Source organism: Providencia sp. PROV272 (assembly GCF_049901975.1).
GTDB lineage: Bacteria > Pseudomonadota > Gammaproteobacteria > Enterobacterales > Enterobacteriaceae > Providencia > Providencia stuartii.
In genome coordinates this window covers 1,913,187-1,927,375 of record NZ_CP096291.1, presented here as the reverse complement: position 1 = coordinate 1,927,375, position 14,189 = coordinate 1,913,187, and the positions used below count along the sequence as shown (strand labels likewise).

Annotated in this window: 13 protein-coding genes; 6 read left to right on the top strand and 7 right to left on the bottom strand. The window is 42.8% G+C overall.

The annotated features are described in order from the left end of the window. Window positions 1-666: 666 nt before the first annotated feature. From M1E93_RS08685 to M1E93_RS08660, 6 genes are read left to right on the top strand one after another with little or no spacing between them, the layout of a single operon-like run. Window positions 667-1,707: a hypothetical protein gene (locus tag M1E93_RS08685; RefSeq protein WP_426207267.1), complete on the top strand. Its 1,041-nt coding sequence runs from the start codon at window positions 667-669 to the stop codon at window positions 1,705-1,707. Next, window positions 1,704-2,795 carry an acyl-CoA reductase gene (locus M1E93_RS08680; protein WP_104873543.1) on the top strand — a complete coding sequence of 364 codons (1,092 nt, stop codon included), beginning with the start codon at window positions 1,704-1,706 and terminating at the stop codon, window positions 2,793-2,795. Before M1E93_RS08685 ends, M1E93_RS08680 begins: the two co-directional genes overlap by 4 nt. Next, window positions 2,782-3,813, top strand: a complete 1,032-nt coding sequence (locus M1E93_RS08675; RefSeq protein WP_104873544.1) for an NAD-dependent epimerase/dehydratase family protein — start codon at window positions 2,782-2,784, stop codon at window positions 3,811-3,813. The genes M1E93_RS08680 and M1E93_RS08675 overlap by 14 nt, the downstream gene beginning before the upstream one ends. Further along, complete coding sequence (locus M1E93_RS08670; protein ID WP_060561089.1) at window positions 3,810-6,041, top strand: penicillin acylase family protein; 2,232 nt, start codon at window positions 3,810-3,812, stop codon at window positions 6,039-6,041. Before M1E93_RS08675 ends, M1E93_RS08670 begins: the two co-directional genes overlap by 4 nt. 12 nt (window positions 6,042-6,053) lie before the next feature. Continuing rightward, the gene (amrS, locus tag M1E93_RS08665) at window positions 6,054-7,472 is read left to right on the top strand and encodes an AmmeMemoRadiSam system radical SAM enzyme (protein WP_014656168.1); all 1,419 of its coding nucleotides are present in this window, start codon (window positions 6,054-6,056) and stop codon (window positions 7,470-7,472) included. A 1-nt stretch (window position 7,473) separates the two neighbouring features. Continuing rightward, complete coding sequence (locus M1E93_RS08660; protein WP_036940780.1) at window positions 7,474-8,724, top strand: lipase/acyltransferase domain-containing protein; 1,251 nt, start codon at window positions 7,474-7,476, stop codon at window positions 8,722-8,724. 339 nt (window positions 8,725-9,063) lie between these two features. Here M1E93_RS08660 and nagZ read toward each other — a convergent pair whose 3' ends face one another. The 7 genes from nagZ to holB all read right to left on the bottom strand — a co-directional run bounded on the left by nagZ (window position 9,064) and on the right by holB (window position 14,183). After that, the gene (gene nagZ / locus M1E93_RS08655; RefSeq protein WP_004920819.1) at window positions 9,064-10,083 is read right to left on the bottom strand and encodes a beta-N-acetylhexosaminidase; all 1,020 of its coding nucleotides are present in this window, start codon (window positions 10,081-10,083) and stop codon (window positions 9,064-9,066) included. Window positions 10,084-10,146: 63 nt separating this feature from the next. After that, window positions 10,147-11,007 carry a phosphotransferase gene (locus M1E93_RS08650; protein ID WP_104873545.1) on the bottom strand — a complete coding sequence of 287 codons (861 nt, stop codon included), beginning with the start codon at window positions 11,005-11,007 and terminating at the stop codon, window positions 10,147-10,149. After that, entirely contained in the window at window positions 10,997-11,581 is a 585-nt protein-coding gene (gene lpoB / locus M1E93_RS08645; protein ID WP_104873546.1) for a penicillin-binding protein activator LpoB, read from the bottom strand. Before lpoB ends, M1E93_RS08650 begins: the two co-directional genes overlap by 11 nt. Beyond that, window positions 11,581-11,997, bottom strand: coding sequence for a YcfL family protein (locus tag M1E93_RS08640; RefSeq protein WP_014656171.1), 417 nt, complete (start codon window positions 11,995-11,997; stop codon window positions 11,581-11,583). Before M1E93_RS08640 ends, lpoB begins: the two co-directional genes overlap by 1 nt. 9 nt (window positions 11,998-12,006) lie before the next feature. Further along, a complete protein-coding gene (hinT, locus tag M1E93_RS08635; protein WP_004920823.1) occupies window positions 12,007-12,357 on the bottom strand; it encodes a purine nucleoside phosphoramidase in 351 nt (116 codons plus the stop codon). A gap of 28 nt (window positions 12,358-12,385) precedes the next feature. Beyond that, entirely contained in the window at window positions 12,386-13,177 is a 792-nt protein-coding gene (locus M1E93_RS08630) for a metal-dependent hydrolase (protein WP_014656172.1), read from the bottom strand. A 13-nt stretch (window positions 13,178-13,190) separates the two neighbouring features. Further along, window positions 13,191-14,183, bottom strand: a complete 993-nt coding sequence (gene holB / locus M1E93_RS08625) for a DNA polymerase III subunit delta' (RefSeq protein WP_014656173.1) — start codon at window positions 14,181-14,183, stop codon at window positions 13,191-13,193. Window positions 14,184-14,189 lie beyond the last annotated feature (6 nt).

Here is a 14,189-nt window from a genome sequence, read left to right as displayed (position 1 = left end):
AATATTTCTTTCATTATACGTGATCGTTATTAATGAAGTGGCGAGACGGAACAAACGCTGGGAGTTTTGTGTTAATTTATTTAAATATAAAAAACAAAATAATATTCAAAGAATTGATTTATTTATTCTTTTTTCATTTTCACTTGTCATCACCTACATCGTTACTCTACTGTTTAGTTTGCTACTCATCTTACTCATTCGCCTAAATCCAACCTTCTTGGAAAACCTCAATATTTGGATGTTACATATGACGATCACCGTCATTAAATATGCAACTTTATTGCTATGTTTAATCCCTTTATATAAAGCATTTATCGCCTATAAAAAGCAAAAAAACGATAAGTGAGACATTGTAGCGAAGAGATATCACTTTACCTCTTCGCACTTAAAAGCACGCTATGTCATCCCCATTAACTTTTTATACTGCTTGATCACTTAAATAAATCAATAACACAACTAAATTAAGTGACACTTTCTATTTACCAACGATTAATATTTCCCCAATCCGCTATAAATACCACTAACAAAACGGCTTTCATGATAACTTTTCAAACTTAAAATTCTCCTAAAGTGATAACTGCAACGCTTGATTCAGAATATTTACCTTTAGTTAGGTCATATAATAAAACTTAATAATAACTAAGCATTCTGATATAAGTGAAAAAAATGTCTGAGAACACAAGCAATCCTATTGATTTACTTATCAATAACCCGCAACCCTATGCGCCAGAAAGTATTGATGATGCGTTATTTTCAGCCGCAATGAAACAAGCTGATACCTGGCATTTAAACCGTAATGTTAATTATGCAAAGTTATGGGAAACAGAAGCCAACCCTCTGATCCCTATTAATTTGTTTAAAACCATGGATTTGGCGACAAATACCCAGCTTGATGGTATATGGTTAAATAGTTCAGGTACTGGGCAACATGGGAAAACACGCGTTTTCTTTGACAATCTCAGTTTAAAACGTATTGAAACGGCTATGGTGCAAATTTTTTTGCATAATCATTTGATTTCAACCACACCTTCTCGCTTTTTAATGTTATCTCCTGATCCCGCCACAGGTGAGCATGCAGGTTATGCCACTGCCTTTTTAAAGTTCACCCAATGTGCCCCAATACAAGAGCTTGTTTTTACTGTGTCAGAGCAAGGTCAATTTGATAGTGAGTTAGCGTGGTCTACACTCAAACGCTGGGCTAATGATCCTGCCCCTATCTATATTTTAGGCTTAACACTGTTTTTTGAATTTTTATGCCTAAAACGCCCTGAACCATTTACCTTGAAATCACCGATAAAAGGCTTAACCGGCGGTGGTTGGAAAGGGATGACAAAACAACTTGAACGCCCTGAGATTATTCAAGGTTTGAAACAAGTTTTACAAGCGCCTAGCGTCGATATTCGCGATATTTATGGTATGACTGAACATCCTCTTCACTACATTAGTTGTCCTGAAGGTCATTTTCATCTCCCTGCTTATTCACGTTTTTCAATCATGGCTGAAGATGGGAACCATGCACCAGAAAATAAAAATGGACTCATTGTACTTGAAAGCCCTCTGTTTGCCTCAATACCTTCACATCGCTTATTAACGCAAGATCTGGGTTGTTGGGGCAATAATTGTGCCTGTGGTCAACCGCTACCCTTCCTGCGCTATCTAGGACGAGCATCTACCCCAGAGGGCACCTGTGCGGCACAAGTAAAATGAAAAACTCACTACAAACGCGTGTAAATAAAATCAAACTGTGCCTAACAACTTTGCGTGAAGCTAATTGGTCGTTTTCGGAAGATGAAAATACGCAACAATTTTGTTTATCGCGTTTGGAGCGTCTGACTGAAAATCAGTTATTGGAACAAAAGATCCATCGTGAATTAGGTGGAAAATATTGGCATGCACCGAAGCGTTTGCTGATTATTGTTTCTGAAAAAGATCCATTAGGTACACTAGAAGCGCTATGTGCCGCTTACCTTATTGGCAGTAAAATTCGCCTGAAAGCCCGCATATCAATCAATTATTTGCAACAGGTTAAACGCATTCTGTCACTTGATGATGAGGAGTGTGAAATCATTGATTGGCAAAGTCATTTACAAAATGATCAGCAGATACTCTCTGGCGTCGATACGGTCTTACTCGCAGGGGGCGAGGCATTAATCCAACACTATCGTCAAATCACACCGCCACATATCAAATTGGTCGAACTAGGGCCAAAAATCAGTGCCATGGCAATCATTGGCAAGCAACTTCCTGCAATTGAATTGATTTTGTACGATATCGCCCTTTTTCATCAACAAGTCTGTAGCTCACCTCGATTCATTTTGTTGGATAACCCCTTAGCGGCAGAAGCGCTTTATCATCAACTGATAACCACACTTGATCACCTTCCCATTTTGTCTGACAACCTACGCTTACAAGGCATATCGCAATTTCGCGAACATCGGTTCACTTATTCGCTATCCGCTCCCGATAAGCCGAGTGTTTACAGTGAAAAAACAGGCTGGGGAGTCACTTATCAAACAGAGTTTGCCCCTCAAGCATGGTTAACTCAGGGCTTTCAACTCGTCGTTGCTTCTATCGAAGATAGCCTAAAACAAGCGCAAACACTTTGGCCTGGGCGCCTACAGACCCTTGGTTATTTTGGCGATTTAGATTCTTTGTCATTACAACAATACAGTTTTACCCGTTATTGCCCAATTGGTCGCATGCACCAGCGCCCTATTCATGCGCCGCATGATGGCTTTTTCATGCTATCTGCCCTCGTTAACTTTATCAGTAAGGAAGAAAATGGCGATAAATAACCGCAACCTATTAATTACTGGTGGAACTGGGTTTATTGGCTCTCATCTGCTGCATAAGCTTGCTGAACAAGGTCATAATTTAACTGTATTATCTCGAAATCCACAAAATCGTGTGATTCCCTATCGCCCCAAATTACCTGAAAAGGTGAACGTGGTGACTGGTGATATTTTGCAACCTCAAAGCTTAAAACAAGCATTGGCAGGGCAAGATGCCGTGATCCACCTTGCTGCGGATTACCGTGTCGGTTTAGCGCCAACCCGCCAAGCACGGCAGCATATGTATCAAACTAATGTCATCGGCACCTCAAACCTGTTAGCAGCGGCTCAAGATGCTGATATTTCAAAAATCGTTTATATGAGCTCAACCGCTGCTTTAGGCGAAACCCAAGGCGCATTACTTGATGAATCTCACCGGCACAATGGCATCTTTCGTAGTTATTACGAAGAAACAAAACATATTGCACACGAATTGGTTGTAAAACAGCAATGCCAAGGCGCTCCTATCAATATTGCCATCAGCGGTGGGGTATTTGGTTTAGGTGATAACAGCGTATTAGCCCAGACCGTAAACGCCTTTTTACTTGGAAAAATCCCTTTTCAAATCGCAACGACAAGCACATTTCAACTTTGTCATGTGTCACATGTTTGTGATGGACTCATCACACTACTATCACCGGAAATTGTTCGCCAAAACTATATCTTGGCTGGCGAGACTTTCTCTATGCCCGAACTTTTTCAGATGCTAAGCCATTTTTGTGACAGACCTTCTTTACCTGCCAAAAAGGCTTCTTCACTGAAAATACCTGCTTGGTTAATGGATAAACTCGCCAGCCTTGGGCTGACAATGCCGTTATCTTGCGAAGCGCTTCATATAATGGATGGCAGTTCCTACACTTATTCTTCCTATAAGGCCCAACAACAATTAGGTTGGAGTGCAGGCTATCCAAAAGAAGAGTTTATCGAATACGTATCACACCTCGCGACTCAATTGTCATCTGCTAAAAAGGATGTAGCATGAAAACCAAACATCTCTCATGCCAATGGGGGCACGTCACTCTATCCCTCGAATCAGCACAATTACTTTCCGTTAAAGGGAATAGCGATAATGCGGTTTTTTTTGGTCAAGGTTATGGCACCGCTAAACTACGTTTATGGCAACTCGATTTATCCCGCCGTGTCGCCAGTGGTCGCTTATCTGAAATTATGGGAAATGGGGCCTTACGTACCGATGTTTTTCAGCGACGATTAGGATTAGTGGAGCTGGCTGAGCGTGCGACAAACATTGATTGTGCCGCACCAACTCACTCTTGGCAGGCTATGCAATATCAACATATTCAAGCTTATACTGCCGGTATCAACCAAGCACTTAGTGAAATGAAAGTCTTACCCATCGAGTGCTTATTACTGCACTATCGTCCTGAAATTTTTTCAATCTCAGACAGTTATTTATTAGGACAACTGAAATATTTTATTAATTCCGCTTGGCAATATGAACTATTCCACACGCGCATAGCAAATCGATTGACGCCAAAACAGCATCAACAGTTATTGGCAACCTTTAGCCATGAAGGCCATCAAATTCCCCCACTACCACTAAATGAAAATGGGGATTGGCACCAAGAAGTGGTTAAGGCACTCAAAGATGGATTAAAAGGATTGCAGTATTTAGGGCTAGCTTCACCCGATACGGGCTCGAATGTCATTGCCATCAGTGGGTCATTAACCCAATCAGGAAAACCGCTATTGGCTACCGACCCTCATATGGGGCATGTGAATCCTAATTTTAATCTACTTTGCCGCCTTGAAAGTGATGAAGGACTCAATGTCGTCGGCTCTCATTTTCCAGGCTCTCCTGGCATTATCGTCGGTCGTAATAACCATGCTGCATGGGGAATGGTTGGTATCATGGCGGATAACCAAGACTTATTTTGGGGTAAGCTCGACCTTGAAAATGAGCAGGTTGAAACGGCATCAGGGAATCTGCCTTTAACTAAAAATATCCATGAAATCAAACTGAAAAATGGTAAATCACACAGTTTCACAACTTATAGCTTTGCTCAAGGGCGGTTAGTGTCAGAAAAAAATGGCTACGGTATGTTTTTACGTTGGCCTGCACTAGATGACCCAAGTGGTGACATTACCTTTTATCAGCTCGCCAAATGCCAAGATTGGCCTTCATTTAGAGATGCCCTTAAGCATGTAAAAAACTCACCAATGATGGTTGGCTATGCTGATATTCATGGGGATATTGGTCTGCAAACCATGGGATATATTCCAAAGCGTCATCAACAAATCGGTAGCTTGGTACTAAACCTAACAGAGCCACAGCACCAGTGGTTGGGTTATGTGCCTTTTGATGAATTACCTTGCGAACATAATCCTGAACGAGGCTATACTCTTTATGCCAATCAATATAGTGAGTCACTGTTTACGGGAAAAGTGGCTTTATCTAATCGCTGGCATCCCCCTAGCCGTTCACGGCGTATCGAGGCGTTGATCCAACACACCGACCAACACACCACCGAAACATTGACCGCTATTCAGGATGATAAAACAGATTATTTTGCCCAGCAGGCAAAACATTTTTTATTACCTTTCGTCCCTGAAGACAAGATGTTATCGCAGTGGGATGGTAACACAGAGAATATCCAAGCTTCGCGCTTACTTGATGTATGGTTCCAACATTTAACCGATAAATTACTTGGCAAAGTACTCAAACGAGGTTCCAGAACGCTATATACCGATTTTTGGCCAAGTTGCCGCTGGAGCATTCTCAATATCCTGCAACACCATATTGAGGATTGGCAGCATGAAGCCGATGCTTTGCCTGATCTGATCCGTGAATGTTATGCCACTGCGTTAGTCGCTAGCCAAAAAATGGCCCACCCCCAAGTTGAGTTTCAACACAGCATCAAAAAACCAATATGGCTCAATAAACTGTTAACAGGTCGTTTTCCTTATCAAGGCGGTAATCGCGAAACAGTCCATGCCACACGACAAAATGCCGATTTTCTGACGCAATCCCAAGCGGGTAAAAATAAGTCTATTAAGACTAAACCCTATACCTTTGGTCCTGGATTCAAACTAATCTCAAATTTAGCAAATCGAGGGGAATGTGTGTATTTAATCAATACACCGGCAAAAGGCTCCCCATTTTTTTGGCAACTAAGGAAAACACTTAACGATTGGCAAGCAGGTAAAAGAAAAACGACAAGACTGGCAAATAAGCAAAATAATAATGAGTGAGGATTTAGATCAATGGCAATCTTGAAGCAATGGCAGCAAACTAGTCATCCTGCTCGCCTTTGGCACCCGATTTCTAATTCACGTATTCAATGTGAATTATGCCCTCGAGCCTGTAAAATTAACCTAGGTCGAGTCGGGACTTGTAAAGTCCGTCGCAATGAAAATGGTCGCCTAGTGACGCTTAACTACGGCAAATCCGTTCCTATGACACAAGAGTCCATTGAAACCGAAGCCGTTTATCATTACGCTCCCGGTGAACGCATTCTTTCTTTAGGCAATATTGGTTGTATGCTGCGTTGTGACTTTTGCCAAAACTGGACAACGAGTCAAGCCCGCTATGTTCAAGACAGCCATGTGGCATATTATCGCCCAGAAGATGTGGTGAATTATGCCTTAAAACACAATATTCGTGTTCTTTCTTGGACTTATAACGATCCGGTTGTTTGGCACGAGTTTGTCATGGATACCGCGAAACTGGCACGTGAAAAAGGCTTAAAAAATCTCTATAAAAGCGCATTTTATATCAGTGAAAAAGGGATTGATGAATTACTCACCGTCATGGATATTTTTAGTATTTCATTAAAATCAATGCAGGATAGCTTTTATCGCAAACACACAGGTGGTCGCCTTCAACCTATCCTTGATGGGATCAAACAAGTTTATGATGCTCGAAAATCAGGTAATTACCCACATTTAGAAATCTCCAATCTGTGTGTAACAGGCCGCAATGACACATTAGAAGAGGCTAAAAAAGTCTCTGATTGGATGCTAACCCATCTTGATGCTGAAATCCCGCTACACTATGTACGTTTTCATCCCGACTACCAATATACTCATGTCGAGCGCACCGCTATCCCACTCCTTGAACAAGCACGTTTGCAAGCGCTCAATGATGGAATGCGTTATGTTTATGTCGGTAATGTATTCGATACGCAAAGCGCCAATACCTACTGCCCTGAATGCCAAACACTGTTAGTAAAACGTAGTGGACTCATTGCAGAACCTTATATGGATAAAGGCTATTGCCCTCGTTGTCATTTCCATCCTCCAATTATTTTACCATGGGAAGATGCGAACACCGATAAAACAGTCTTGAGCATACCAGATGGGTTACATTGTATTACCCACATGTTCCGCGGCCCAGTTCAAGCCTGCCATATTGAGCAACAGCATGAATCGGATATTTATTACCAATTTGTCTCAAAAGACGGCACTCCTGTTAGCGATATCAATATGAATAACTGCGGTCGTTTTATGCTTTCTAAAAGTAACCCTAACGCGGAAGGTATTCGCCTCTATCATCATTTAAATGAACCTTGCCAACTATTTGAAGTTTATGACCGTGCCCATTTTCCTGTCACGGAAGCAGAGAAAACCCACCTTGGTAGTGAAAATGTGCCGGTGACTTTTATACCATTAAAGGGGCGCTAATATGCCGTTAAATCGTGGATGGTCATATCTACGCGCACAATCCATCGCCACGCAGCTACGTCGTGCCAAACTCAATGATAAAAGCCCTAATTTACCCATTATTTATCTACCGGGTATTTTAGGCAGTAAACTGTTTGATAGATCCAAACAAGCATTTATCTGGGGGGATTATCGTGGCGTTTTCACGAAAAGCGATTATGAGTATCAGGCTCCTTCTCCCGATACCCCTTGTAATATCTTAGCCACAGAGCAACTGCATGAATTCACGATTGTTCCTAAGCTCATCACAACATTGGTCACACAGGAGCTGAAAGATGTTTTGCACGTTGGTTTAGGTTATCGAGAAGGCCAAGACCTCTTCTTTTTAGCCCATGATTGGCGAGCGGATCACCGAGAGCTTGTTACAATATTAGATGCCGAGATTAACCGCATAAAGACCCTTTTTGGTGACAAACAAAAATGTATTATCATTGCGCAATCGGCATCTAATTTGGCTGTACGCTACTGGTTGCGTCAAACCAGTGAAGAGAATCGGCAGCTTATTGCCAAATGGTATGCTTTCGGCCCGCCATGGGAAGGAACGTTTCATGCGTGGTCAATGATGGAAACTGGCTATTACGCCGGTAGTCGCTATTTTTATGGCTTTTCTCCCGATGATATTGCCGGATACCCGAGTGCTTACCAGTTACTTCCTGCTAATCCAACCGTTATCGATCATCATGGCAAAGCCATTGAACCGTTTGATATCTATGATGCCGACTGCTGGCAGCGGTTACGTATCGGCCCATACAAAACCTCCATCGTTTCAGAGCAATGCCAACGTGTACGCGATAATCTAGCAAGTTACTTACACAGTGCGAAAACATTTAACCATGCAGTTTCTGGTGTATGCCCTCATGAGCAGTCTGTTCCACAGGTTTGGTATCTGAGTGATAACAATACCGCTTTAACCGCTGCAATCTGGGCGCGTGATCGCTGGTATCTGAAAGCCAAAGAGATAAAACGAGATTTTGCCCATTTAGCTGATAAGACGTTAGCTAAAGGCGATGACCATTTACCACTTGCAGGCTTACTTAAACATCGTTGTGGGCCTATTGTCCGTGATAATTATCAACAGCCTTGGGGGGAAAGTTTTGTCTTTATCAGCCAAGCATCTACTCACCGTGCATTGATTAATCATACGCCGAATTTACGCAGTCTTGCTTTTGATATTGCCACCACAAGGCGATTACATAGAGATAAAGCGGCATAGCCTTGCCCCTGTGGCTCCTCCCCCAATTGAACGTTCCCATAAAATTGACCGTGAATTAAGCGGTCTTCAAGCACTGAGTTCTGTATTCAACAGGGCTTAGTCCTTTTCATTTAACCTTGCATCTTTCATAGTGATAATCATAGATACCTTCATTCACGACTCCCCTGTTTAACAATCGAGTTAAACTTTTTGCCGCAAAAACCTTCAAGCTTAAGTAATTTAAAACTGACGTTTTAAGGACTGTTTTACCATAGAAAAAGCCCCTTCAAGTGAGACTAAAAGCATCCAACTTTTGGGGGCTGTTCAGTTTACGGCTTTTTTACTAACGGCCGGTAATAATTAACGCTGTTCTTGCCATTTACGATGCAGTTCTACCAGTTTATTGTGGCTCTCTTGCCAGCGTTGTGCGCCTTGTAAGTCTTTCAAGCTATATTGTCGACCACTATGGAACAGTGATGAAGCTAGGCTCCCTTGCTGCTTTGGTAGGTTATCTAATACACTCACCGCACCATCACGGTTGTTGCAAACCAACACCATATCACAACCGGCTGACAACGAAGCGGCTGCACGCTCTGGATAGCTTCCCATGATAGCCGCCCCTTCCATCGACAAATCATCAGAGAAGATCACACCATTGAAGCCCAACTGCTCACGTAAAATCGATTTGAGCCAGAATGGTGAGCCACTTGCAGGGCGGTCGTCTGCTTGTGTATAAATGACATGTGCAGGCATCACGGCATCAAGCAAATCGCGCTGAATAAAGTCTCTGAAGATTGACATATCTTTTTTACGAATAGTTTCAAGGTCGCGGTCATCACGAGGGGTTTCTTTATGAGAATCCGCTTTCACTGCCCCATGCCCAGGAAAATGCTTCCCTGTCGTTTTCATCCCCGCACTACGCATACCTTTAATAAACCGTTCCGCCATGATCATGGCAATTTCAGGATCTTCATGGAACGAGCGCTCGCCAATCGCAATACTTTGATGCCCAAGATCTAGCACCGGCGCGAAACTAATATCGATATCCATAGCAATCATTTCAGATGCCATTAACCAACCAGCTTCCTCCGCTAATTTTGCCCCTTCAGATTGGCTATTAAGTGCTGCAAATGCTTGAGCGGAAGGTAATGCCGTAAAGCCATCACGAAAACGTTGCACTCGCCCGCCTTCCTGATCAACCGCTATCAATAAGCGATGACGGGATGCATCACGAATTTGGCGAACTAACTCCCTTAATTGTGCTGCATCATGAAAATTACGGGTAAATAAAATTAACCCGCCCACCAGCGGATGTGCCAGTATTTCACGCTCTTCACTGTCCAGCTCATAGCCCTGAACGTCTAGCATTATCGGACCCATACATGCCTCACTATTTAAAACGGTTTTACGATTTTTGCTCGCACTTGCGTTATACGAATTTAATTAACTAGGCAAACTAAAGTATTGCCTTAATGACCTTGAGTGTAACAAAAAATCATTATTTTGACTTTGGTTCCATTGCACTTCATACCACATTAACATCATATATTTGACCCATGGCGTCCATAGCCGGCATTGGTGAGCCAAGCGTTCAACATCGCCATAAGCATGGTATTTATTGCAATACTCTGATAAGAAAAAATCACGTTGTGTGGTATTCAATTGGTTCGCTTGAAAATAGGTTTCCAATGACAATCCAATATCGGTATTTGCCGAATACTCCCAATCCAATAAAGCCAGTTGACCACTCTCAGTACAGACAATATTGCCTTTATGAATATCCATATGGGCGGGGGCTAACTTTAGAACCCTTGGCATAGGTGCGGATAAAAAATGTTGGTGCCATCGATGCCACCGAGGCCCTTGGCGTTTTGGATCAACTAAATACCCGTAATGGGCAATTTCTTGCCTAAGCTGTAGACGATAAGTGAGTAAGGGTTGAGTATGTAATTTAGCAATTGTTGCCGCTAATAAAGATTGAAATGTTGGTGTTAAAAATTGAGTATCACTGGGTTGCTGACCATCACACCATGATAGTAATAACCAATCTGAATTTCTTGCTAACACTTTGGGCGCTTGGCCAAAGTGTTGTAATTGATGTAATACCCGCGCCTCTTTGCGTCTATTCACGAATAGAGCCGTTTGCGCCTGACTTTGAGCACGCGCAATCAGATTGAGAGTATGTGACCGTAAGTGATAGGTTCCCCCTGAAAGCCCTGCTAATGGGGTTACTTCCCACGTTTTAACGTTAATATTTGGGAAGCAACCTGCCAGCAGTGCCAATAATGCACTGTCATTGCTCAATATCGTTTTTTCCTGACCAAAGGATCTCACCGCTTTGCACTGCCATCAGCTGCATTTCGATATCGCGTTGGTCGTTAGAGCCTGAAATCACGCTATACAATACATAATCAGCTTGTACGTAACGCCCTAAGCCAATCGCTTTACTGCGTGTAACAAGGCTATCGTCTTGCGATAAACCTAACGTTCTACGCGCGGCATTGACCACATCTTGTGGTACGACTTTAAAGCGATGACTGTCATCAACCGCTTTTACGATGGCTGAGGTCACATTTTGTACAGAAAATGAACCTGTCGTATTGTTTTTAACTGAATCCACCAACAGAACTTTGCCGCTCTCAACACCATTTGCCCCTGTCATCTGTCCGACTAAAGGCGAGACAGCAGCAGACCAATCTGTGGTTTTTTGCTTAGGTGGTGTAGGCACCTTATCGATTGGTGGTGGAGTTGTAGGCTCAGTGGGTTCAGTTGGCTCTACAGGGACAACTGGCGGAGGCATTTTAGGCCTATCCTGCTGAAAAGAAGGACATCCTGCCAGCATCATCGCTGCCGCTGCAACGAACAAGATCCGTTTCATTATTTGTCTCCAAGCATTTGCGGTAAAAATACATAAACACGTACATTACGCGCGAGTGATGATGTACTTTCAGCATTAACACTAATCACTGAATTTGCAGGTATCATCTGCTGCAAATCATGGGTTGTTGCGATTTTCAATCCTTTATCGTCGTACCAATAGAGACGGTACATGACAGTCATCGGATTTGGCTGGCTATTGCTCATATTGATCTTAGCCACCGTCGCATAGTTCTCAACGCTGACTACAGGTTGCTCTACAATGATACCTTGCGCAAGAACCGCAGGCTCCATAATCACTCGTTGTTGATCATTGAATACTAACCCATCACGCTTACCCCATGAGCAAGCGCTCAGCGCAAATACCACAGCACTGAGTGTTAATATACGTATCAATGTTCCCCAAATCTTTTTCACATCATTACCTTATTTTGCCAGCAATGGTCCAAGAGGACGACCGCCAACAAGGTGCATATGAATATGAAACACTTCCTGCCCGGAGTGTTCATTACAGTTCATGATCAAACGGTAACCGCTTTCAGCAATCCCTTCTTGTTTGGCAATTTTTGCTGCAACGGTAAATAAGCGCCCCAATGCCAGTTCATCTTCCGCAGTCACATCATTCACTGTTGGGATGAGTTTATTGGGAATAATCAGGATATGTGAGGGAGTTTGTGGCGAAATATCACGAAATGCGGTAACCAGTTCATCCTGATAAACGATATCTGCCGGGATTTCACGTCGAATGATCTTACTGAAAATAGTTTCTTCTGCCATTGCGAATTCCTTTAATATTGACTAATTATTACGCTTTATTCTCGCCGACATTCAAATGAAATAGGCGGTTAAAGTTTTCAGTGGTAATACGTGCCATTTCTTCAGGGCTAACCCCTTTTAATACTGCCATATACTCTGCCACATCCCGCACATAAGCAGGTTGGTTCTCCTTCCCACGATGCGGCACGGGGGCTAAATAAGGTGAATCCGTTTCTACTAAGATCCTATCTAATGGAACAACCCTTGCGGCTTCACGAATTTGCTCTGCATTGCGGAAGGTAACTATCCCTGAAAAAGAGATATACATACCAAGATCTAGCAATTCCATGGCTGTCTGTTTATCTTCCGTAAAGCAGTGCAAAACACCGCCACAATCCATCACTTGTTCTTCACGTAAAATAGTCAGTGTATCTTCTCGCGCATCCCGCGTGTGAACTATCACAGGTTTATTAACCTGACGACCAATACGAATATGTTGACGGAAAGACGCTTGCTGAAGTGCTGCATTTTCTTTCTGATAATAATAGTCTAGCCCTGTTTCCCCTAACGCGACCACTTCTTCACCAGCAGCTAATTGCGCTAAGCGCTCAAAATCATACCCTTCATCCAAATTAAGTGGATGAATACCGCAAGAAAATGCCACATTAGCACGCTTGCCAATCATGGTTTTCATGTTATCAAAACCATGTAACGTTGTGGCAACCGCTAACATAAATCCGACATCGCGTTGCGACGCCTTTGCGATCACATCATCGACGCTTGTATGTAATTTTTCATAATCAAGGCAATCGAGATGGCAGTGTGAATCAACTACAAACATATTTCACTCTTTTTTATGGTGTTGGGGTAACAATTAATGCTTCCCATTGTAATAATTGATTTGTCAAAAGTAACTCTTGATTCAGTGCGGGCACTGTCATCAATTGGTGGCGGCAATTTTGCCAAGCCTCATAAACTTCAAACAATTGTGTATTTGTCATTCGTGATGCAAGTACGCTCACAAGTGGCAATTGGTCTTGATTTAAACAAAATTGGGCTGCATGTTGTTGCAGTTTCATGCTATCGGCTAATAGTCCGAGCAGCCACCCCATCGACTCAATCGCCTTATCATGATGAATCGCAGGTAATAACGACAACATATCATTATGTTGTATCCCATGAGCGAGTTTCTGGCATAGCACACTACGCTGTTGCCAATGCTCAGGTTGCAACAATGACATCGCCGCGACTGGAGCCCCTTGGCACAACTTTAACGCGGTCAATGCGTCGTTATAGTTGACGCCAACGATTTGCTTTTGTAACCAATACCACGCAATTTGCGATTCAGGTGGTGATAAAAAGGTATATAAGCAACGGCTTCGTAGCGTCGCTAATAGATTTTCACGTTTCTCGCAACCTAATAAAAAATAGGTCTGCTTTGTTGGCTCTTCCAAGGTTTTTAAGAGCGCGTTGGCCGCTGCATCGGTCAATGCTTCTGTTCGAGGAATATAGGCGACTTTAGCCCCATTTTGCTGTGCATGACTACTTAAGGTCTCTGTCAGTTTCCTTACCGCTTCCACGCTAACCGTTGTTTTGCCCTTCTCTGGCTCTAAAACATGGTAATCAGGGTGCGTTCCTGCCAACATCAATTGGCAGCTATGGCATTGCCCACAGCTTTTTAGCCCGTCTGTATTTTGGCAAATTAACCAGCGACTAATACCATAGCATAATGCTTCCACTCCGTTACCCGGTAGTGAATGCAATAACAATGCGTGGTGCCCACGACCTTGCTGGTAGGAGGTAATTAGTTGACGATACGTTTCATTCAACCAAGGGTACCAATTCATTGTATC